The organism is Neobacillus massiliamazoniensis (assembly GCF_001048695.1).
GTDB lineage: Bacteria > Bacillota > Bacilli > Bacillales > Cytobacillaceae > Neobacillus > Neobacillus massiliamazoniensis.
On sequence record NZ_CVRB01000010.1, the window covers coordinates 16,078 to 38,964 of the forward strand.

General features: G+C 39.1%; 15 protein-coding genes, 1 rRNA gene, 1 pseudogene and 2 riboswitches. Of the genes and pseudogenes, 16 read left to right on the forward strand and 1 reads right to left on the reverse strand.

What is annotated here, in order from left to right; translation table 11 throughout:
* Positions 1-204: 204 nt before the first annotated feature.
* The 15 genes and pseudogenes from BN1082_RS26810 (at position 205) to ptsG (ending at position 20,785) form a co-directional block, all read left to right on the forward strand.
* A complete protein-coding gene (locus tag BN1082_RS26810; RefSeq protein ID WP_090640571.1) occupies positions 205-1,176 on the forward strand; it encodes a mannose/fructose/sorbose PTS transporter subunit IIA in 972 nt (323 codons plus the stop codon).
* 35 nt (positions 1,177-1,211) lie between these two features.
* Complete coding sequence (locus BN1082_RS26815) at positions 1,212-2,012, forward strand: PTS mannose/fructose/sorbose transporter subunit IIC (RefSeq protein ID WP_342666686.1); 801 nt, start codon at positions 1,212-1,214, stop codon at positions 2,010-2,012.
* A gap of 19 nt (positions 2,013-2,031) precedes the next feature.
* Entirely contained in the window at positions 2,032-2,943 is a 912-nt protein-coding gene (locus BN1082_RS26820; protein ID WP_090640575.1) for a PTS system mannose/fructose/sorbose family transporter subunit IID, read from the forward strand.
* A gap of 245 nt (positions 2,944-3,188) precedes the next feature.
* Positions 3,189-4,205 (forward strand): oxidoreductase, encoded by a 1,017-nt coding sequence (locus tag BN1082_RS26825; RefSeq protein WP_090640577.1) that lies wholly within the window; start codon positions 3,189-3,191, stop codon positions 4,203-4,205.
* 266 nt (positions 4,206-4,471) lie between these two features.
* Positions 4,472-5,524 (forward strand): DmpA family aminopeptidase, encoded by a 1,053-nt coding sequence (locus BN1082_RS26830; RefSeq protein ID WP_090640602.1) that lies wholly within the window; start codon positions 4,472-4,474, stop codon positions 5,522-5,524.
* A 45-nt stretch (positions 5,525-5,569) separates the two neighbouring features.
* Positions 5,570-6,886, forward strand: a pseudogene (locus BN1082_RS26835) (serine hydrolase domain-containing protein).
* Positions 6,887-7,381: 495 nt separating this feature from the next.
* A complete protein-coding gene (locus BN1082_RS26840) occupies positions 7,382-8,005 on the forward strand; it encodes a 50S ribosomal protein L25/general stress protein Ctc (RefSeq protein WP_090640580.1) in 624 nt (207 codons plus the stop codon).
* A 180-nt stretch (positions 8,006-8,185) separates the two neighbouring features.
* Positions 8,186-8,782 (forward strand): class I SAM-dependent methyltransferase, encoded by a 597-nt coding sequence (locus tag BN1082_RS26845; protein ID WP_090640583.1) that lies wholly within the window; start codon positions 8,186-8,188, stop codon positions 8,780-8,782.
* Positions 8,783-9,328: 546 nt separating this feature from the next.
* Complete coding sequence (locus BN1082_RS26850; protein WP_425412240.1) at positions 9,329-10,270, forward strand: AAA family ATPase; 942 nt, start codon at positions 9,329-9,331, stop codon at positions 10,268-10,270.
* A 1-nt stretch (position 10,271) separates the two neighbouring features.
* Positions 10,272-11,489 carry a DUF58 domain-containing protein gene (locus BN1082_RS26855; RefSeq protein ID WP_090640589.1) on the forward strand — a complete coding sequence of 406 codons (1,218 nt, stop codon included), beginning with the start codon at positions 10,272-10,274 and terminating at the stop codon, positions 11,487-11,489.
* The gene (locus tag BN1082_RS26860) at positions 11,486-13,696 is read left to right on the forward strand and encodes a transglutaminase TgpA family protein (RefSeq protein WP_090640592.1); all 2,211 of its coding nucleotides are present in this window, start codon (positions 11,486-11,488) and stop codon (positions 13,694-13,696) included. The genes BN1082_RS26855 and BN1082_RS26860 overlap by 4 nt, the downstream gene beginning before the upstream one ends.
* A gap of 72 nt (positions 13,697-13,768) precedes the next feature.
* A riboswitch (purine riboswitch) is annotated at positions 13,769-13,870 on the forward strand.
* A 291-nt stretch (positions 13,871-14,161) separates the two neighbouring features.
* Positions 14,162-15,682, forward strand: a complete 1,521-nt coding sequence (gene guaA / locus BN1082_RS26865; protein WP_090640604.1) for a glutamine-hydrolyzing GMP synthase — start codon at positions 14,162-14,164, stop codon at positions 15,680-15,682.
* An 85-nt stretch (positions 15,683-15,767) separates the two neighbouring features.
* Positions 15,768-15,869: riboswitch (purine riboswitch) on the forward strand.
* 105 nt (positions 15,870-15,974) lie between these two features.
* Positions 15,975-17,300, forward strand: coding sequence for an NCS2 family permease (locus BN1082_RS26870; protein WP_090640593.1), 1,326 nt, complete (start codon positions 15,975-15,977; stop codon positions 17,298-17,300).
* Between the two features lie 374 nt (positions 17,301-17,674).
* The gene (gene glcT, locus BN1082_RS26875) at positions 17,675-18,517 is read left to right on the forward strand and encodes a glucose PTS transporter transcription antiterminator GlcT (protein ID WP_090640595.1); all 843 of its coding nucleotides are present in this window, start codon (positions 17,675-17,677) and stop codon (positions 18,515-18,517) included.
* 192 nt (positions 18,518-18,709) lie between these two features.
* Complete coding sequence (gene ptsG / locus BN1082_RS26880) at positions 18,710-20,785, forward strand: glucose-specific PTS transporter subunit IIBC (RefSeq protein ID WP_090640598.1); 2,076 nt, start codon at positions 18,710-18,712, stop codon at positions 20,783-20,785.
* A gap of 35 nt (positions 20,786-20,820) precedes the next feature.
* Here ptsG and BN1082_RS26885 read toward each other — a convergent pair whose 3' ends face one another.
* Positions 20,821-22,263 carry an ArnT family glycosyltransferase gene (locus tag BN1082_RS26885; RefSeq protein ID WP_090640600.1) on the reverse strand — a complete coding sequence of 481 codons (1,443 nt, stop codon included), beginning with the start codon at positions 22,261-22,263 and terminating at the stop codon, positions 20,821-20,823.
* 514 nt (positions 22,264-22,777) lie between these two features.
* Here BN1082_RS26885 and BN1082_RS28000 point away from each other — a divergent pair.
* Positions 22,778-22,887 (forward strand): 16S ribosomal RNA (locus BN1082_RS28000); the annotation flags it as partial.

Sequence of the window (22,887 nt, forward strand, 5' to 3'; positions counted from 1 at the left end):
ATAGCCATTATTTTTTACGTGTTACTGATTCGATCAGGCATGAGTGAAAAGTATTGATTGAAATGAAGAATATGGGGCATTTTATACCCAAACCTTCATTTAATCTACTTTTTGCTCATGCCTTTTTGTTGTTTTTTTTGTTGAAACTGTAACCGCTTTAGATGAGCTGAAAAAGCTGTAACAATAATAATAGGAGGTAAAAAGATGGTAGGAATTATCATTGCTAGTCACGGTGAATTTGCCAATGGTATCTTGCAATCTGGAGCGATGATCTTTGGAGAACAAGAAAATGTAAAAGCTGTTACATTGATGCCGAGCGAAGGACCTGATGATGTAAAGGCAAAAATGAAAGACGCAATCGCCTCTTTCGACAACCAAGACGAAGTATTATTCTTAGTCGATCTTTGGGGTGGAACTCCTTTCAACCAAGCCAACAGCTTGTTAGAAGAACACAAAGACAAATGGGCAATCGTTTCTGGTATTAACTTACCAATGTTGATTGAAGCTTATGCATCGCGCTTCTCAATGAACACAGCGCATGAAATTGCCGCGCATATTTTAGGCACAGCTAAAGAAGGCGTTAAAGTAAGACCTGAAGAATTAGAACCAGCAACAGCACCTGCAACAGCTGCTGCTCAACCATCAAATGCAGGCGCCCCTGGTAAATTTGAATACGTGTTAGCACGTATCGACTCTCGTTTACTTCACGGACAAGTAGCGACTGCTTGGACAAAAACTACACGGCCTACACGTATCATCGTTGTATCTGATGCAGTAGCTAAGGATGAACTTCGTAAGAAATTGATCCAACAGGCTGCTCCTCCAGGTGTAAAGGCACACGTTGTTCCTGTCAATAAAATGATCGAACTTGCAAAAGATGATCAACACTTTGGCGGCCAGCGCGCGTTACTTCTTTTCGAAAACCCACAAGATGCGCTTAGAGCGGTTGAAGGTGGGGTTCCATTGAAGACAATCAACGTTGGTTCTATGGCACACTCACCTGGTAAAGTTCAACCGAATAAGGTGTTGGCCTTTAACCAAGATGATATTGATACTTTCACTAAGTTAAAAGAAGCTGGTTTGAACTTCGATGTACGTAAAGTTCCGAACGATTCAAAAGGCGACATGGACGAAATTATCAAGAAGGCTCAAAATGAGTTAAACAAACAAAAATAATCCTAATTATCAAAGAAAAAGGAGGATTAATAATCATGGATTCGATTCAAATAATATTAGTCATTATCATAGCATTTTTAGCTGGTATGGAAGGAATTTTGGATGAATTCCAATTCCACCAACCAATCATTGCTTGTACGTTAATCGGCTTAGTTACAGGAAACTTGGTACCATGTCTTATCTTAGGTGGTACTCTTCAACTGATCGCTTTAGGCTGGGCAAACATCGGAGCTGCCGTAGCACCGGATGCTGCGTTAGCATCAGTTGCATCTGCAATTATTTTAGTTTTAAGTGGAAAAGGGGAAGCTGGTGTGGCTTCTTCAATTGCGATTGCTGTTCCGCTTGCAGTTGCAGGTTTATTATTGACAATCATCGTCCGTACGATTGCAACAGCAATTGTACATTTTATGGATGCTGCAGCTAATGAAGGGAACATCAGAAAAGTTGAATTCTGGCAAATCGTCGCTATCTGCCTGCAGGGGTTACGTATTGCAATCCCAGCTGCATTAATTATAGCTATTGGCGCAGCTCCAGTTAGAGACTTACTTACATCTATGCCAACTTGGTTGACAGCCGGTTTAGCAATCGGTGGGGGAATGGTCGTAGCTGTTGGTTATGCAATGGTTATTAACATGATGGCTACAAAAGAAGTATGGCCGTTCTTTGCGATTGGTTTCGTATTAGCGACTGTTTCACAAATCACACTTATCGGTCTAGGTGCTATCGGTGTGGCTCTTGCACTTATCTATTTAGCGCTTTCTAAACAAGGCGGTTCAGGTAATGGCGGAAATGGAAACACTGGTGACCCACTAGGCAATATTATTGATAATTACTAAGAAGGAGGCAGACATAGAAATGGCACAAGAATTGAAATTATCGAAAAAAGATCGTATTTCTGTTTGGTGGCGTTCAACTTTCATTCAAGGTTCTTGGAACTATGAACGTATGCAAAACGGTGGTTGGGCATATGCAATGATTCCAGCAATCAAAAAATTATATAAAACAAAAGAAGATCGTGCTGCTGCACTAAAACGTCACTTAGAGTTCTTTAATACTCACCCATATGTAGCTTCACCTGTTATTGGTGTAACTTTAGCCCTGGAAGAAGAACGTGCAAATGGTGCACCGGTTGATGATACAGCCATTCAAGGGGTTAAAGTCGGTATGATGGGACCTTTAGCAGGTATCGGGGATCCAGTTTTCTGGTTCACGGTTAGACCAATCCTTGGTGCGTTAGCTGCTTCTCTTGCTTTGACCGGTAACATCCTTGGGCCAATTCTTTTCTTCGTTTTATGGAATCTCATTCGTATGGGATTCACGTGGTATACGCAAGAATTTGGTTACAAAGCTGGTTCTAAAATTACTGAAGACTTATCTGGTGGATTACTTCAAGATATTACTAAAGGGGCATCCATTCTGGGCATGTTTATCCTTGGTTCATTAGTTAACCGTTGGGTATCTGTAAAATTTACGCCAGTTGTATCCTCGGTTAAACTTTCAAAAGGTGCTTATATTGACTGGAGTCATTTACCTGCTGGAGCGCAAGGGATTAAAACTGCGTTGGAACAGCAAGCCGCTGGTCTTTCATTAGAACCTGTTAAAATCACTACTTTACAAAACAACTTGGATAGCTTAATTCCTGGTTTAGCCGGATTGGCGATAACATTCCTTTGCATGTGGCTGCTTAAGAAGAAAGTTTCTCCAATCGTTATGATTCTTGGATTGTTCGCTGTTGGTATAGTATTCCATTTAATACACTTAATGTAATAAATAAAGACTCTTGCCTAGGCTTTTTTCAAGGATCAAATGTAAGCCCGTATTCAAACAACGCATACAAATAGAGCAGCACCTCCTGGTATGATAAGCCTATCAATTTAAGGAGGTGCTTTTCATATGCCAAAACAAAAACTTACCATTGTCCCATAGTTTTGAAGTCCAAACAATCGCAAGAAACACAGGTTGAATAGTATTAACAGAAGATATTAAATATAAATATATTTTAGGGGGCTGCTATGCTTACTATTGGTTATATTGGAAATGGGAAAAGCACTAACAGATATCATCTGCCGTTCGTACTGCAAAGAGAGAATATAAAGGTAAAAACAATTTATCAAAGAAATCCTGAGCATGAAAGTTGGGATAGGATTGCAGGAGTAAATTATACTTCTGATTTAGATGAATTATTAAATGACAAGGCCATTCAACTCATTGTGGTTTGCACAAGACATGACAGTCATTATGAATACGCAAAATTAGTATTAGAACATAATAAAAACTGTTTGGTTGAAAAGCCTTTTATGGAAACCTCAGAACAGGCAAAAGAAATATTTGCATTGGCAAGAGGGAAAGGATTAATTGTTCAGGCGTATCAAAACAGACGTTTTGATAGTGACTTTTTAACAGTTCAAAAGGTCATTGAAGAAGGGAAAATAGGGGACTTGCTGGAAGTGGAAATGCATTATGACTATTATCGTCCCGAAGTACCTGAGTCTGTTCATTCTTTTAATCCTGTTTGGTCATTTTTATATGGACATGGCTGTCATACACTGGATCAGGTCATCAGCTATTTTGGCAAGCCGAATCATATACATTATGATGTAAGGCAATTATTAGGACAAGGAAGAATGAATGATTATTTTGATTTAGATATATATTATGGTAAGTTAAAAGTATCTGTAAAATCCAGTTATTATAGACTTAAAGAAAGACCCAGCTTCGTCGTTCATGGCAAAAAGGGATGCTTTGTGAAAGAAACCAAAGATCGTCAGGAAGAACATTTAAAGATATTTTACATGCCTGATAACAAAGATTTTGGTATAGATACAATAAAACATTATGGTGTACTGACATATATTGATGAAGAAGGTACAATCCACGAAGAAAAAGTGAAATCAGTAAATGGTGATTATGGAAGAGTATATGATGATTTATATGAAGCCATCATTAATGGTAAAGATAAAACCATTACAGACGAACAGACACTGCTGCAAATGGAAATATTAGAAACTGGAGTTAAAAACTTAAAGTAAAATTTACACACTCTTACCTTATGGTGGGCATGATGTAATTTAATCACTCTCATTTGAGAAATGGTTAAATACATTTTCCGGCCAAACCGAGAATTGGTCACATAAATTAAGAAAAGACTACTTCCTAAAGATTAGGATGTAGTCTTTTTTATATGATCAGAACTTATTTCGAATCGACTTTGAGAAACGTTATAATAAAATCAAATCATTTGTAGCATGCCAAACAATTAATATGCGGAGGGATTACCTTGAAAAAGAGTCAACCTGTGAAAGTTAGAGAAAGAGGGATTGTCATAGGCAAGCTACCAGTCGGTGAAAAAAACTGTATTACGGATGTTGAAGGGGTTAAGGTAGGTCATGTTACACTCGATTACCCTCTTGAAGAAAACGAGACAGATTATGCGTGTACGGGTGTAACGGCTATCTTACCACATGATGGCAACCTCTTTAAAGAAAAAGTAACTGCGGCAAGTTATGTGTTAAATGGTTTTGGGAAAACAACAGGGCTTGTGCAAGTGAATGAATTAGGAATAATTGAATCACCGATTATGTTAACCAATACGTTCGGGGTACCCGCAGTTACGCAAGGTACGCTGCAATATATGTTTGAAAACAATCCAGAAATAGGGGATACAACAGGTACGATTAATATCGTTGTCGGTGAGTGTAATGACAGCTATTTAAACTCGATTCGCCGTTTTCCTATTAAACCGGAGCACGCGATTGAGGCCATCAATAAGGCAAAGAATGATGTGGCGGAGGAAGGTGCTGTTGGAGCCGGAAAAGGGATGGTATGCTTCGGATATAAAGGAGGAATTGGCTCCTCGTCCCGAATCGTCAATGATGAAGTGAGTGGTTGTACGTACACAGTTGGCTGCCTAGTATTATGTAATTTTGGGAAAAAAGAAGAGTTTCAAACCGTGAAATACTCCATTAAGTCAACAGAAAATGTTTCTGCATTATCTAAAACTTCGGATGGATCAATTATCCTCGTTCTAGCAACGAATGCACCACTTAGCGACAGACAGTTGCTCAGAGTCGCAAAACGATGTGGAATCGGGCTTGGCAGAACAGGAAGTCACTATAGCCATGGAAGCGGAGATATTGTCATCGCCTTTTCAACTGCTCATAAAATTCCACATGTTACGAATGAAATGGTAGAAGCACGGGAGCAGCTAAGGGAAGACCATCCGATCATGAACCAACTATTTACCGGTGCTGCTGAGGCAGCTGAAGAAGCCATATTAAACGCATTATCACAAGCCGTAACAACCAAAGGCAGAAATGGGCATGTCGTTCACGCCTATCCGTTTGAATAATAAACAAGATTATCATTTCAATGCTAAATATTTCGAGGTGGTAAAATGGATTGGAAATTGATTGAGGAGAAAATCTCTACTCGAATGAAGACGGAACATATCCCGGGGGCAGCCGTAGCGATAAGCAAAAATGGAAGGATCATCTATCAGAAGGGATTTGGAGCGAAAGATCTTGAATCAAATGATCAGATTACGCCAGAAACAATTTTCGGGATTGCGTCAGTATCAAAGTCATTTACGGCACTTGCAATAATGAAGTTGGAGGAAGATGGGAAGCTTTCTATCCACGACCCGGTCATTAAATACTTGCCCGAATTTAACATTCCTACTATTGATCCGATTGAATCGATCAAAATTCATCATTTATTAACGCATACAACTGGTTTAGCACCTCTACATCGGAAAGAAGAGCTAACGAAGTTTCAAGAACATTTGACATATTTGTCCGAAAATGAACATGATTTGCTCGGCAAGCCGGGAGAATACTTTAGTTATTGCAATGACACATTTCTATTGTTAGGCGCCATTATTGAAAGGATTACGGGAAGTTTATTTAGAAGATATATTACAGAAGAGCTATTAAATCCATTATGTATGTATCGTTCAACATATAGCCTAGAAGAAATAAATAAACTGGAGAATGTATCAACACCCTATGTCTACGATCGAAAAAGGGAAGAATATCAAAACCAACCTTGACCTACTTTAGGAAATTATGAAGTAGGTGGTGGTATTCGTTCAACTGTTCTAGATTTATTAAAGTACGGTGAACTGTATGTTAATAGTGGTGTAAGTAACGGCAAGACATTCATATCTGGAAAACAACTAGAAAAAATGTGGCAGCCGTATTCCCAACTTGATCGTAATTCGTATTATGGATATGCATTGAAAGTAACTTCGGATTATCATGGTGTGACACTTGTTGAGCATAGTGGTGGACAGCCTGGCGTTTCGGCAAATTTTGGCTTCATCCCCGAACTTAATCTCGTTGCAGCAGTACTAACGAATGTTTCTGATGCTTCAGCGAGTGAGATATGGTTGGAAGCAATTAATAGCCTATTAGGTCTGCCGCTAGAAGAAAGACGAAGCACTGAACCTTATGTGAAACTGTCTGAAGACAAACAAAAGCGATTTGTAGGCACCTACCAATCAAATGAAGAAACATGTCTTCAAATCGTTTGGAAAAATAGCCAATTAAAAGCAATATTGGATAACGAAGTACGCCCATTAAGAACAAGCGATGAGAATACGCTTGTGATGATGGACAATGAAAAGCCAATTCACTTTTACTTTAATCAGGAAAACAAACTATGGGCGGCTTTATTTGGAATGAGAATGTTATTAAAGGTTAATGAAGGGTAAGCATTTTAAGTCGTGATTTTTATTTTATACAGGGGGTACGATGATTGCTTTTTAAAAGCGGCCATTTATTTCAAATGGGAGGAGCAGCAATTAAGCTGCTCCTTTTCCATTTGAAAAACAAGGAGGTAGTCTTTTTATGTTATAAAAATTTGCCGCAAGTAAAAGTAGTAAAAATAAAGTGAAACTTCCATCAGTGGTTTTTTTTACATCCCCCACTGATGGTTAGTTGAACCAATCGGGCTTTTAGGGGCAGTTGTCCCCCACCTATCTTCCTCGCTTCTCTCTCAATCATGAGGTGGGGGTCTTACTGCCCGTTAATGCGGGATAAATTGACTGACAAACCAAATTGCCATAGTGCAAAATATTTGCTATCGTAAAAATTTTGTTTTTATAATAGAAGGGTTAAAAGAAATAATTTAACACTTAGACATTCCTATATTAGAAAGATTTTATACTTATGTCTAAAATTCTGAAGTATCAGGAAGGTGAAAGGCAATGAATAATACATTAGTTGCCAAAGAGCGTAAGGAATTTCGAAAGTCAATTTTAACTCAATTAAGAAAGCAGGGGTATATCCCAGCAGTTGTCTATGGGAAACATGAAGAAGGCAAACCGATTTTTGTGAAAAATGCTGATCTACTCAAAAACATTAGAGAAATCGGAAGAAATGGAATAATTTCTCTTGATATTAATGGTAAAAAACAGAATGTTATCCTTGAAGATTTTCAAGCAAATCCGATCAATCATGAAATTATCCATGCAGACTTTCTGCATATTAATATGTCTACTGAAATACATGCAAAAGTGCATGTTGCATTGATGGGAACTTCAAAAGGTGTTGAAGATGGAGGGGTTCTGCAGCAATCTCTTCACCAGTTAAACATAACAGCTAAACCTAAAGAAATCCCTGAAACTATTGAAATCGATGTCTCCGAATTGCAGATAGGCCATACAATAAAAGTAGGAGCGATTCGAAAAAACTATAGCAATATTACGATTAACCATGATGATGACGAAGTAATTGTTACAGTAATCGCTTCAAAACAAGAAGATGAAAATAGCACAAGTGAAACCCAGAGTGAAAATATCGTTGATAACAATGAGGAAAAAGAAGCATAAGCTGCTTATGGATTCAAAGCATATTTTCAAATAATATTATCTAGCGGACTAGAATATATTAGATAAAAAATGATACCCATTTGAAAAGTGGGTGTCATTTTTTTGTATAATCAGAGTTAATAGCATTGTTCTTCGAGAAAGAGAGTAATAATAAAATTTACATTGAAAAGGGGAATAATAATGAACCATTGGAATACTCGTTTTCAAGCCAAGAACTATATTTACGGAACTAACCCCAATGTATTTTTAACAGATATTCAGAAAAAGCTTCAATTGTCAGGGGACGCTTTAACCATTGCAGAAGGTGAAGGTCGTAATGCCGTTTTTTTAGCAGAACAAGGAATGAATGTAACTGCGTGGGATTATGCTGAATCCGGTTTGACAAAAACCAAAAAGTTAGCAGAAGAACGAGGTGTTGCAGTTCATACAGAACTCGTTGACTTAAATGAAGCATCTTGGAGAACAAATCAGTGGGATGAACTAGTTTGTATTTTTGGGCATTTCCCAGCGGAATTACGTCAGAAAACACTTAGAGGCGTAAAAGAAGCAGTTAAACCAGGTGGGTATTTTATTTCAGAGGTGTACTCAATTCACCAAATTCCATATAAAAGTGGAGGACCGAAAGAATTAGAGTTCTTATATACTCCAGAAGAGTTTTTGCAAACATTCCCAGATTGGCGCATCGTTCACTTTTTCATGGGAGAGGTTGTCCGTCATGAAGGTGAACTACACAATGGGCTGGCTCATGTCATTCAGTTTGTTGGACAGAAGCCGTGAAGATCTAAGAATTAAATTCAGTCTAAGTTCGTGTAATCGTTTTGTCTACATTAAAAAAGACGTGTGTCATTTAATTTGGCATACGTCTTTTTTTGAAAACTAATAAATAAGAAGGAAAATAGTGCCCGAATAAATGAAATTAGAGTTGATCCGGTTACTAAGATACCCTATACGTGAACGAAACCCAAGAGAAAAGCCGAATCGTGAACGTAGAACCCCTAAACGTAAACAAAACCCCGAAAAGACCCAAAAACCATGCACGTAGAAGCCCTATACGTAAACAAAACCCCGAGAAACCCCCAAATCCGTGAACGTAGAAGCCCTTTACGTGAACAAAACCCCGAGAAAATCCCCAAACCATGAGCGTAGAAGCTTCAAAAAACAATCAAAATGTAACCATGGCAGATCATGCATGAAACGTCTTAACAAAAGGTGGTTTTTGGAATTTTTGTAAAAGGTTTTTTTCGGAATATATAGAATACATATATTTGATGCCACAAATTGCTGATCCGCCAAAAAGGAGGAATAGAGTTGTCCCGTGAACAAATGAACCCCTCAATTGAAAAAATTCTTGCAAACATTGAAAAAGTCATGATTGGAAAGAGAAATGTAGCAGAGCTGAGTCTTATTGCTTTGCTTGCGGAGGGCCATGTCCTGCTAGAGGATGTACCAGGTGTCGGAAAAACGATGATGGTCCGGGCCCTCGCAAAATCCGTTGATGCCAACTTCCGCCGCATTCAATTCACCCCAGATCTATTACCATCCGATGTTACCGGCGTTTCTATTTATAATCCAAAAGAGATGGAGTTCCAATTTCACCCCGGTCCTCTTATGGGTCATATCATTCTTGCTGATGAAATTAACCGAACCTCACCGAAGACACAGTCGGCTCTTTTAGAAGGAATGGAAGAAGCAAGTGTCACCATCGATGGGGTGACACATAAGCTGAAAAAGCCATTTTTCGTAATGGCCACGCAAAATCCGATTGAATATGAAGGTACATATCCATTGCCGGAGGCACAGCTCGACCGTTTCCTTTTAAAAATGAAAATGGGCTATCCGGATATTGATGAAGAAATCGAAGTGTTGAACAGGGCACAAAAGGTACCTCCTATTGAAGAACTGGACCCGGTTATCGACCTTGAAGAGTTGTTAATCCTGCAAAAAGAAATTAAAGATGTTTATGTCGACGATTCTATGAAGCGTTATATTGTTGATATTGTGAAACGGACAAGGGATCATGGCAGTGTTTATCTCGGTGCAAGTCCAAGGGGTTCGATTGCCTTAATGAAAACGTCCCAAGCTTATGCCTATATGTATGGCCGCGAGTTTGTTCTCCCGGATGATATTCAATATTTGGCACCGTTTGTCCTGTCCCACCGGATCATTTTAAAGTCTGAAGCGAAATTTGAAGGGATTTCTGCAGAAGAAGTAGTGAACCGAATTTTGGCGAGAGTGCCTGTTCCGGTGAAAAGGCTTGTGAAATAAAATGAAAAAATGGTGGAATATTTTTAAAAAAGCTTGGAAGTTCATTTTATTACTCTTTTTGATTGTCCTAACATTCTCGTATGCGATGTTTCAAGGCGGGTTTGTCAGCTGGTTTTTATTTTACAGCTTTAGCCCATTTGCAATTTACTGTATAGCCATGACCCTTTATTCGTTGAATCAACTAAAAGTAACTAGGGTCTTGCCAAAAACGGATTACAATGCCGGGGAGCCGTTAAAAGTAACTGTAACGATTAAAAGGTATTCCTCTTTCCCTCTCTTTTATTTGATGATAACAGACCAATTGGATGACTCTTTGAACCACGCTAATCAAGAAAAAAAGGCAAAAGCCTTATTGTTTCCAGGCATAAAAAAACAATTTACCTATGAGTACATCATTAATGAACTGCCGCGGGGAGAGCATTTTTTTCGCAACATTACTATTAACCTTGGTGACCCGCTCGGTTTAATCGAAAAAGAAAAAACATACACAGTCGATGGAAGAATTATTGTTTATCCGGCTTATACAGAGCTCCTGTATCAGCCATTTGAGAACCACTTTGAACAGGGGCTTACCGCTTCAAGGGAAAGAGTGCAGCGCGATACATCCATGGCAACCGGTGTAAGAGATTATCAATCGGGTGACCGCTTCTCGTGGATTAACTGGAAGGCCTCCGCCAAACGAAACATGTTGATGACGAAAGAATTTGAGCAACGTCAATCCCATGATGTATATGTGGTGATGGATTGTGTACCGGATAAGCGCTTTGAAGTCATCGTTTCCTTCACGGCATCGCTAGTGCGGGCAGTGTTGAAAAAGGGGGCACAGGTAGGCCTGCTGACCATCAGCAAGGAGAGAGCTTCTTTTCCCATTAGGGGTGGGGAGCAGCACCTCCAGCAAATTTTTTACCATCTCGCCAAAATCGAAGCCAAAAGTTTTTCGTCGTTAGAAAAAGTTCTCGAAACCGATGGCCTTTTTATTCAACAAATTGTCTCCTTTTTATTAGTTACAGCACAATTGACGAAACCCTTAATTGAAAAAGCAAGTTTTCTTGGACAAAGAAAAGGTTCTGTTACTCTATTTCTCATCAAAGCAGAAAAAGAATCACCAACGGAAACAGAGCGCTCTTTAATAGGTGTAGCAAATGCCCGAGGAGTTCGGGTGGTAATGGTTCATGAAGGAAACTTTACTGCGGCCTTTTCGGAGGTGAATTTGCGGTGATCAAAAGAGATTTTCCGTCGTTTCTTCTGTATGCACTGGGCTTCCTGTTGCTTTGGGAATGGCTTAGGCCGGTTGAAGAATTGACTGATACCAATCATATTGGAACCTTCATTGTTTTCCTGCTCCTGTCCTTTCTTTTGTCTTTTTTGAACGTAAAGTGGTTTTGGCAGTTTTTGATCAAAACGATCTATATTTTGGCTTCTATTAATCGTTTCTACTATCAAGAAAGCTTTTTTCACTCAAGCTGGTTAAAGGCTTGTCTATTTGATGTAAAAAACGATATCATCCTGCTTTTTACACTAAAATGGAATGGCTTTTCCAATGAGTTTCGTACCATATTGTTTTTTCTATTGCTTTGGATCATGGTTTATTTAATTCATTATTGGCTCTTAAGACGACAGCAGATTTTTATTTTTTTCTTTATGACACTCGTTTACATTACCTTTTTGGATACATTTACTACGTACAATGCAAAGTATGCGATCGTTCGTACGGTTGTAGTTGGTTTTACTGTAATGGGAATGCTGACCTTTTACCGGATAATTCTGAAGGAAAAAGTAAAGCAGGAACCCTCTTTCATTCGAAAATGGATGGTCCCATTAGCTGGAATGATTGCCTTTAGTGTCCTTGTGGGTGTAGCTGCTCCAAAAGCCGCACCGATTTGGCCCGATCCTGTTTCTTATTTTAAGGCGGCCAAAAGCAAAGATGGCGGTGAAGGCAATGGGACGAAAAGAATTGGTTATGGTACAAATGATGATAGACTAGGCGGGCCGTTTATTGGCGATAGTAATTCTGTTTTCAGGTATGTGGGGAATGGAAAAAATTATTGGAAGGTCGAAACAAAAGATGTCTATACCGGAAAAGGCTGGATGCCTTCCGGATCAACTTCCGTGACCTTTAATGAGGGCGATTTAATACCTATTTACCCGATCCCGAATTCGGTTGAAACCATTAAGGAATATGCCACGGTATATTTTGACTATTCCTCATTATCCTTTTTACTGTATCCGGCGGGGGTTCAAAGAATCCAAGGTGTTGTTCCTGAAGTTCCTGAAGCAGATCCATATAGGTTTAAGATGGATACGAATACAGATAAGATTATATCTCGTAGAGGGGATATTTTTAGATACACAGTTGAATTTGATATTCCAAAATACAAAGCAAGTGATTTAACGAAAACAACGGAATATGACCCTTCCGTAATGAATAGTGAATTTTATCAGCGCTATACATCTCTTCCTGCTGGATTGCCGCCAAGAATCAAGCAATTAACCGAACAAATAACCTCCGGTGCGGAAAATTGGTTTGACAAGGCAAAAGCGGTTGAACGCTATTTTGGGGGAAACGGATACACGTATGACCAAAAAAACGTTGCCTATCCGGCTGAAAAACAAGATTATGTTGATCAGTTTTTATTTGAGACGAAACGCGGCTACTGCGATAATTTTTCTACCGCAATGGCGGTCATGCTGCGAACGATTGGAATCCCAACCCGCTGGGTAAAAGGCTACACAGGTGGAGACATCGATCAACATAGTAATGACGATTCTTCGTTGCAGGAGTATGTAGTTACTAACAAAAATGCCCATGCATGGGTAGAAGTCTTTTTCCCCAATCAAGGCTGGGTGCCATTTGAACCAACTCAAGGGTTTTCAAATGAGCTGATTATTAATTACGAAAGTGACGCCAATACTCCGACGGATAATCAACAAACCACGCCGACACCGGTGAAGAAGCCTGAGAAGGATCAGCAACAAGAGGACACAGGAAAAGCAAAGAATACGAAGAAATCTTTTGATGCAAAAAACATGTGGAAAAATATAAATTCAACTTTAAAAAATCATTGGCAGCTGATTGTTTTTATCATCATCCTCCTAGGAATTTTGACGGGAATTCTTTATCGAATTCGCGGAAAATGGGTTCCATATGTGATCGTGCTGTTTTATCGATTTAAGAAGCAGGACGAAAGCATGGGGGATGCGTATTTGGTTTTATTGAAACAACTCGACCGCTTCGGGCTAAAACGCCAAGAAAACCAGACACTTCGCAGCTATGCCCGCTACATCGACACCTTTTTTTCAACAAGGGAAATGACGAGCTTAACAGCAGTGTATGAACAATATTTGTATCATCAACATATACCGGAAGGAACGTGGCAACAGACGCAAGAATTGTGGGAAAATTTAATTAAAAAGACAATCGCTTGACCAGTAAAAATGTCATTGTTACAATAGATTTTAAATTCAATGTCTAGCTACAGTTCTTTGGGCTGTAGCTTTTCTAAATAGGTACGTTACCTTCATATATCCTCGATAATATGGGTCGAGAGTCTCTACCGGGTCGCCGTAAAGGACCTGACTATGAAGGCGGAATGAAGTTTTGCGATTGTTTACAAGAAAACTAGAATTCTGCCTTCTTACTATAGTTGTGCGAATTCTAGTTTTTTTCGTTTTCATTTGATTCGTAGATATATTCGGAATTTCGCAGATATATTCATTAAATGCGCAGATATATTCTAATTTTCGCAGATATATCGATATAATTCGCAGATAAATCTCCGGAGCAGGGCTGAAAACAACATTTTTTTAAAAAAAGCCTTATTTTATCAGGTTATTGCAAAAGCTAATCATATATTTTTGAAAGAGGTGGCCGTTTTGACAAACAAGCAAGATATGATCGTGGTTTTGGATTTTGGAAGTCAGTACAATCAGCTTATTACACGCCGCATCCGTGAATTTGGAGTGTATAGCGAGCTGCACCCTCATACGATTACCGCAGAGGAAATTAGAAAAATGAACCCAAAAGGGATTATTTTCTCTGGCGGTCCAAACAGTGTATATGATGAAAATTCATTCCGCTGTGATGAGGCTATTTTTGACATGGGTCTACCGATCCTTGGGATTTGTTATGGTATGCAATTAATGACGGTTCATTTTGGTGGCAAAGTTGAAAAAGCCAAACAGCGTGAGTACGGGAAAGCTATGATGACTGTTCAGCGCGAATCCGCTTTATTCCGCGCTTTGCCTGAAGAGCAGCTTGTTTGGATGAGCCATGGTGATTTAGTGGTTGAAGCTCCTGAAGGCTTTACAATTGACGGTACTAATCCATCTTGCCCGATTTCGTCGATGAGCGATGAGTCTAGAAAGCTTTATGCCGTGCAATTCCACCCAGAGGTACGCCATTCTGTTTACGGGAATGACCTTCTCAAGAACTTTGTATTTAACGTCTGTGATTGCAGCGACACATGGTCAATGGAAAACTATATTGATATGGAAATCGCGAAGATTCGCGAACAAGTTGGCACGAAGAAGGTTCTTTGCGCACTAAGCGGCGGTGTCGATTCTTCAGTTGTCGCTGTTCTTATTCATAAAGCTATCGGCGATCAGCTTACCTGTATTTTTGTTGACCACGGATTACTTAGGAAGAATGAAGCGGATAGTGTCATGAAAACATTCTCCGAAGGCTTCCATATGAATGTCATAAAGGTTGACGCGAAGGATCGCTTCTTAACAAAATTGAAGGGCGTTTCTGACCCAGAGCAAAAGCGGAAAATCATCGGTAACGAGTTTATCTATGTATTTGACGATGAATCAGCGAAACTTGAAGGAATTGAGTTTTTAGCGCAAGGAACGCTATATACTGATATTATTGAGAGCGGCACGGCTACTGCGCAAACAATCAAATCCCACCATAATGTGGGCGGTCTTCCAGAAGATATGCAGTTTACATTAATCGAGCCGCTAAACACATTATTCAAGGATGAAGTTCGTGCTTTAGGAACAGAGCTTGGAATTCCGGATGATATTGTTTGGAGGCAGCCTTTCCCAGGTCCGGGTCTCGGCATTCGTGTTTTAGGGGCAATTTCTGATGATAAATTAGAAATTGTTCGGGAATCGGATTGGATTTTACGCGAAGAAATTAAAAAAGCCGGGCTTGACCGCGATATTTGGCAATATTTCACGGTTCTACCTGACATCCGCAGTGTCGGTGTAATGGGAGATGCACGAACATACGATTACACGATTGGTATCCGTGCCGTTACGTCTATTGATGGAATGACATCAGATTGGGCACGTATTCCATGGGAAGTGCTTGAGGTTATTTCGACTCGAATCGTCAACGAAGTGGCACACGTAAATCGGGTTGTGTATGACATTACCAGCAAGCCACCAGCAACAATTGAGTGGGAATAATCACGAACGATTAATAATACTTTTATAAAAATGTTCGTCTTTTATCTTGACGAAGTTATTTTTCATTGCTATTATGAAAGAGAATTAAATTAACGTCTAATTACGTCGTATAATATTGGGAATATGGCCCAAGAGTTTCTACCGAGCCACCGTAAATGGTTTGACTACGAGGTAAGTGTTAATGGAAGAAGAGTGTAACTTTTTTCTTTCTCTTTCTTTACACATGCCCTAGTCAAACGCTCCGGTAGTCATCGGAGCGTTTTTTTCATTAGAGAATTCCAGGGGGAGAGCAATGAAGAATTACTTTGAGTTTGAAAAATTAGGAACAAGTTATCGTCAAGAATTTATTGGTGGTTTAACAACCTTTTTGGCTATGGCCTATATTTTGGTGGTCAACCCGCTGACGTTGTCTTTAGCAAGTATTAAGGATTTCCCTGATGTATTAAGAATGGATCATGGCGCTGTCTTTGTAGCAACGGCAATAGCTTCTGCCATTGGATCCATTGTCATGGGGTTACTCGGAAAGTATCCGCTAGCGCTGGCACCAGGGATGGGGTTAAATGCCTTTTTTGCTTATACCGTTGTGCTGGGAAGCCATATTCCTTGGCAGCATGCACTAGGTGCAGTTTTGATTTCCGGAGTATTCTTCTTTCTATTAACTCTTACTGGTCTTCGTGAAAAAATCATCAATGCGATTCCAGTTGATTTAAAACATGCTGTAGGAGCAGGGATTGGTTTATTTATTACCTTTATCGGATTCCAGCAATCAGGTATTATTGTAAAAAATGATGCCACACTTGTTGGGTTAGGAAATTTATCGAATGGAACTACCTTGTTGACGATTTTTGGAATTGTGATCACCGTCATCATGATGACAAGAGGAATCAAAGCGGCCGTTTTTTATGGGATGATTGTCACTGCTATTGTCGGAATGATTTTTCATTTAACTCCTGTCCCACATCAATTGATAGGTAGTGTACCAAGCATTAAACCAACATTTGGCGCAGTATTTTCGGCATTTGGAGACCACTCCTTCTGGTCAACCAGTATGATTGGAATTATATTAACCTTCTTATTTGTAGATTTCTTTGATAATGCTGGGACACTTGTCGCAGTTGCCAACCAGGCAGGATTGATGAAGGATAACAAACTTCCAAACGCAGGAAGAGCGTTGTTATCTGATTCCATTGCTACAATGGTAGGAGCGGTATTAGGAACGTCAACAACTACCTCTTATATTGAATCAACTGCAGGGGTAGCTTCCGGGGCCAAAACAGGGTTTGCTTCATTAGTTACAGCTGGGCTCTTTATTCTATCAATCTTTTTCTATCCGTTATTATCCGTTATTACGACGCCTGTTACAGCGCCTGCACTTATTATCGTCGGAGTATTAATGGTTTCATCGCTGGGTAACATTAATTGGAAACAATTCGAAATTGCTGTTCCCGCGTTTCTAACCATGATTGCAATGCCACTTTCCTACAGTATTGCGACGGGTATCGCCATTGGTTTTATTTTCTACCCTATCACTATGATTGTGAAAGGAAGAATCAAGGAAATAAATCCAATCATGTATGTATTCTTCGTCATCTTTCTTGTATATTTTATTTTAAAATAAGGCTATGTTAAAGCTCATTGTTGATTTTGCTACTATGTTGATTGGAGCGGAAGGCGCTCGACTCCTGCGGGAGTACGGGGCAGGGGAGACCCCGCAGGCGCAATAGCGCCGAGGAGGCTCCCCGAACCGCCCGCGGAAAGCGAGCGCCTGGAGCGGAAATCAACAGGTGAGTTTAAAGGATCCTAAAATAAAGTGAACAAAGCCGCCTGATGAATTGGCGGTTTTTTTATTTGTTGAAAAATCCTATAATTAAATAAAGTATGAAAAAATGAACCTATTTAAAAATACTGTCGAATGATGTCGTTGACTTCCTGTTTCGTCTCCTTTAACATGTTTATGATAGAGAAAAGTTCTGTGAAATGGAGAATAATGGTATGGCAAAAATATTGATTGAAAAGGTCTTAAATAATAATGTGTTAATCGCAGAACACTCAACTTATGAAGAAGTCGTACTAATTGGAAAGGGCATCGGCTTTAATCGAAAACGCGGGGAATACATCGATACGAACGCGGTTGAAAAGCTTTTTGTCTTAAAAGATGAAAAGGAACAAGAAAACTATATTAAATTGCTTCCATTTATCGACACAGACTATTTAGAAATCATTATTTCTGCCATCGACCTTATCAAACAACGATCAAATTCGACGCTAAATGAACATATTCATGTGGCTTTAACGGACCATTTAATGTTTGCGATTACAAGAGCTTCGCAAGGGATGGCGGTCAATAATCCGTTTTTAGTTGAAACAAAGGCCCTTTATCGGCGTGAATATGAAATCGCTTTAGAAGTTGTTCAATTATTGAATCAAAAAATAGGGATACAGCTGCCAGTTGGTGAAGTTGGCTTCATTGCCCTTCACATCCATAGCGCCATTACCAATAAAAGCTTATCTGATGTAAATCAATATTCCCAACTGATCAGCAGGCTGGTGGAGATGGTGGAAGAGCAGTTTGACATTACGATCGACCGCGAAGGTATTGATTACGTGAGGCTTATCCGGCACCTTCGATTTGCTATTGAACGTGTGATCAAAGGTGAAAAAGTCGAGGAACCAGAAAAAATTGCAGCCCTATTGAAAGAGGAATATCCGGTATGCTATTATCTTTCCTGGAAGCTCATTAAAGTGATGCAGCAAACCTTAAAAAAGCAAGTTTTTGATGCGGAAGCTGTTTATTTGACGATGCATCTGCAAAGAATTCAAAATAAAATTAAATAGCTATTATTTTTACGTGTTACTGATACGATCAGGCATGAGTGAAAGTAATAATTGAAATGAAGTTTTAGGGGAATTCTATTCCTAAAAATCTCCATTCTAATTACTTTTACTCATGCCTTTTTTATTTGTTTTTTTTTGTCTGTAATGTAAACGCTTAATGAGCTTGAAAAATTTTTTGGGGGGGGATAACAAATGTTTAAAAAGGCTTTTGGCGTCTTGCAAAAAGTAGGTAAAGCGCTAATGCTTCCAGTTGCCATCTTACCGGCAGCAGGTATTTTATTGGCTATTGGAACCGCGCTTCAAAATCCTACGTTAACAGATTTAGCACCGTTTTTAAATAACCATGCAGTTGCAATGGTTGCTAACATTATGGCACAAGCAGGCGGTATTATCTTTAGTAACCTTGCACTTCTTTTTGCGGTAGGGGTTGCCGTTGGTTTAGCAGGAGGAGAAGGTGTAGCCGGACTAGCTGCAATTGTCGGTTTCCTCATTATGAATGTTACAATGGGAACTGCATTAGGGATTACTCCAGCAACAGTAGCGAAAGATCCAAACACTTATGCATCTGTTTTAGGTATTCCAACCCTGCAAACAGGTGTATTTGGCGGTATTATCGTTGGTATTGTTGCATCATCTATGTATAATAGATTCTTTAATATTGAACTGCCATCTTATTTAGGTTTCTTTGCTGGTAAGCGCTTTGTTCCGATTGTTACGGCAGCAAGTGCTGTTGTTTTAGGTTTACTCATGATCATCGTTTGGCCGCCAATCCAATATGGTTTAAATTATTTCTCAACACACATGGTGGATGCTAATTTAACTCTTTCGGCTTTTGTTTTCGGTGTTGTTGAACGTTCCCTTATTCCATTTGGATTGCATCATATCTGGTATGCGCCATTCTGGTATCAATTTGGAAGCTATACAACACATGCCGGTCAAGTCGTTCATGGTGACCAAGCGATTTTTATGGCACAGATTAAGGATGGAGTGCAACATTTAACTGCTGGAACATTTACAACAGGTAAATATCCATTTATGATGTTTGGTCTTCCGGCAGCTGCATTAGCGATTTATCATGAAGCTAGACCGGAAAAGAAAGCGATTATCGGCGGTTTGATGTTCTCAGCCGGTTTAACCTCTTTCTTAACAGGTATTACAGAACCAATTGAATTTTCTTTCTTATTTGTTGCACCGGTATTATTTGCTATTCACTGTATTTTTGCCGGATTATCATTCATGGTAATGCATTTATTAAATGTAAAGATTGGTATGACGTTCTCCGGGGGATTAATTGACTATACTCTATTTGGTTTACTTAATCCGCAGACAAATGCGTGGCGCGTCATTCCAGTAGGTATAGTATTTGCTCTTATTTATTACTTCGGATTCCGTTTTGCGATTCGCAAATGGGACTTAAAAACACCAGGACGTGAATTGGAAGAAGAAGAAGATCAAGCACCAACAGGTAAAGCTGGCTCCAGTGATCTTGCTGGCGATATTTTAGATGCGATGGGCGGAAAGGAAAATATTGCTCACTTAGATGCTTGTATTACCCGTCTTCGTGTATCGGTAAATGATATTAAAAATGTAGATAAAAAAAGATTGAAAAGCCTTGGAGCAGCAGGTGTCCTTGAGGTAGGAAACAATATTCAAGCCATTTTTGGCCCGCGTTCTGAAATCATCAAAGGGCAAATGAAGGATATAATGGAAGGTAAGCGCCCTCGTACAACTGCTGAGGTTTCACCGGAAAAAGGTGTGGAACAGCAAATTGAAGAAATAAATCCTAGTGCGCTACAAACTGAACAAAAAGACGACGATGTTTTTGTTTCACCTCTTAATGGGGAAATAGTTCCAATTACGGAAGTACCTGATCCAGTTTTTGCTGGGAAAATGATGGGCGACGGCTTTGCGATTGTACCAGCTGAAGGTTTGGTGGTTTCCCCTGTAGATGGTAAAATCGTTAACCTGTTCCCAACGAAACACGCTATTGGCATTCTTTCAGATAACGGCCGTGAAATCCTAATTCACGTTGGTATCGACACGGTTAACTTAAAAGGACAATGCTTCGAAACATTAGTTTCTGAAAATGACCGGATTGTAAAAGGGCAGCCGTTGTTAAAATTTGATGTTGCTTATATTAAAGAGCATGCAAAATCAACCATAACACCAATTGTCTTCACCAACTTGGCTGAAGGTGAAAAGGTTGTCATTGAAAAACAAGGACACGCTGATCTGAAACAAGAGGGAATTGTAAAAATCACAAAATAAAAAGGTAGAGCCGGCCAAGGTTTAGGCTGGCTCTTCTACATGTTTTTCCGAACAATATACCCCCACTTATTAGAAGTAATAATCGTTAATTGATTGGAATTAATGATATCCTCTGAATCATGTCCTTTTCTTAATAGTAGTAAAGCATTTTCCCTTTTTAAAAAATCACTAACGTCACCATTTTCTATAAGTAAGTCACCATATAATTTTGATGCCAAGACCATATTTTGAGTCCACTTCAATGGGCTTTTCGGATTATGAACAAACAAACTGTATCCCTTTAAATCGTCTATTTTTTGGACGTTCTGAATCAATCTGATGTGCAATTTTGAGGGGGGATTCCCTAAATAGGTTTGAATCTCCCACTCATGGAACAACGATACAACCAGAATAGAAAATAACAGAGCAGCCCTAGTTGCAGTCTTTCCGTTCAAGAGGATCTTGCTAGAAAGGGCACCGATTATAACCGAAAGTGTAGGATAAACAGGTAAGATATACCACCTAATTTTCGTCTTGGCAAAGGTAAAGAACAAAATAGGTACTATAATCCACAAGCATAAACCTAAATAATAGGTAGCTTTCTCTGCTTTCAATTTGGAAATAGATAACTCCCTAAAGGGATACAGAAGAACTAATCCAATAAGAAGCAAGAGCCAAAAGGAAAAGTAATTCCATAAAGTTAAAAAATAATAGGAATACCCGCCGATATGTCCCTCGATCGCATTCGATGACCTTTTGAGCAGGTCGTAAGCAATCATATTATTAAAAAACTCCATACCATCATATTGATATCTTATACACGCCCAAGCAAATATGGGAGCGAACATGAAGGTGAATAATAAAATCCAATTTATATAAGTGAGTTTCTTATAGCTCCCTGTTAATAGTAGGTACAAACAGATGATGGCTGCAATATTGCCGGCGTGCCAGCTTTTTGTTAAAAAAGCCAGAGCGAATGCAAACCCGGACATATAGAGGAAAATTGGCTTTTCTTTAAAAAGTAAAAGTGACAAAATTGCTGTAGTAAAGAAAAAAACAAATAGTGCATCTGCATCCCCGGTTCTTGCACTGTGATCTGTTAAGAATTGCGTGCATGTTGCTAAAGTTAACGTGGATATGAGGGAGGCTAATTTTCCGTGCTTTAGGTTTACGAAAACAGCAACAAATATAATCGTTAGTATTGCTGAAATGGCTGAGAATAGTCGAAGCCCTAGGGTGTTGTAGCCTGCAATTTTATAGCCGGCCATATTTGCCCAAAAACTTAATGGAGGTTTCAAGTTCCAATAGTCGATTTGATTAAGATATGTATTTACGAGAAAATTCCCCTTTTTTAACATTTCGTAAGCACTTACTCCATGCCTTGCTTCATCCCAACTGGAAATGGGGAATGTGCCCAAGCTATAAAAAATATTATAGGATGCTAAAACCAGTAAAACAGTCAAGAAAATCGGATAATACCTTTGACATAAACCGTACATAATCGAAAGCTCCTTATTCTATAGATTTACATAGTTTTTTCTCGATGACTAAAACAAAAGGAAACCATGCATTTGCTTTAGAGAAGGGGCAGTAATTTTCCTTTTTTAAATATCTCTATGTTATTTTGATTCCCTGCCAAATCTGATTTATTCGTGGATTATTTTACCGAAATCTGATTAAACGATCGTAGTTATTGTCTGTTTCAAAACTTTGTTTCATGGGGAGCATCCCGAAAAAAATATAAAAAACTTATTGACGTTTTATTTTGAAGATGATAATATATTTTAGCAGTCGTTAATGACGAGTAAACAACACAATGAAGTTAAAAATTAATTTTAAAAAGTGTTGACTCGCTGCTTATGATCTGATATATTAATAAGGTTGCTTCTGAAGGAAGTTAAGAAGCGATTGTGATTGTTCTTTGAAAACTAAACAAACAAAAACGTCAACAAACAATAATTATTCACTTCATTTAATGATGTGAAGCCAACGTAAATTCGAGCTAAATCAACTTTCTTGGAGAGTTTGATCCTGGCTCAGGACGAACGCTGGCGGCGTGCCTAATACATGCAAGTCGAGCGAATCTTTGGGAGCTTGCTCCCGAAGGTTAGCGGCGGTGAGGT

Bases quoted from the DNA above. Each gene is read 5' to 3' on its own strand.
- BN1082_RS26820 (WP_090640575.1), top strand. From the start codon at position 2,032: ATGGCACAAGAATTGAAATTATCGAAAAAAGATCGTATTTCTGTTTGG.
- BN1082_RS26850 (WP_425412240.1), top strand. From the start codon at position 9,329: ATGAACCCCTCAATTGAAAAAATTCTTGCAAACATTGAAAAAGTCATG.
- BN1082_RS26845 (WP_090640583.1), top strand. From the start codon at position 8,186: ATGAACCATTGGAATACTCGTTTTCAAGCCAAGAACTATATTTACGGA.
- guaA (WP_090640604.1), top strand. From the start codon at position 14,162: ATGATCGTGGTTTTGGATTTTGGAAGTCAGTACAATCAGCTTATTACA.
- ptsG (WP_090640598.1), top strand. From the start codon at position 18,710: ATGTTTAAAAAGGCTTTTGGCGTCTTGCAAAAAGTAGGTAAAGCGCTA.
- glcT (WP_090640595.1), top strand. From the start codon at position 17,675: ATGGCAAAAATATTGATTGAAAAGGTCTTAAATAATAATGTGTTAATC.
- BN1082_RS26840 (WP_090640580.1), top strand. From the start codon at position 7,382: ATGAATAATACATTAGTTGCCAAAGAGCGTAAGGAATTTCGAAAGTCA.
- BN1082_RS26825 (WP_090640577.1), top strand. From the start codon at position 3,189: ATGCTTACTATTGGTTATATTGGAAATGGGAAAAGCACTAACAGATAT.
- BN1082_RS26870 (WP_090640593.1), top strand. From the start codon at position 15,975: ATGAAGAATTACTTTGAGTTTGAAAAATTAGGAACAAGTTATCGTCAA.
- BN1082_RS26815 (WP_342666686.1), top strand. From the start codon at position 1,212: ATGGATTCGATTCAAATAATATTAGTCATTATCATAGCATTTTTAGCT.
- BN1082_RS26855 (WP_090640589.1), top strand. From the start codon at position 10,272: ATGAAAAAATGGTGGAATATTTTTAAAAAAGCTTGGAAGTTCATTTTA.
- BN1082_RS26885 (WP_090640600.1), bottom strand. From the start codon at position 22,263: ATGTACGGTTTATGTCAAAGGTATTATCCGATTTTCTTGACTGTTTTA.
- BN1082_RS26810 (WP_090640571.1), top strand. From the start codon at position 205: ATGGTAGGAATTATCATTGCTAGTCACGGTGAATTTGCCAATGGTATC.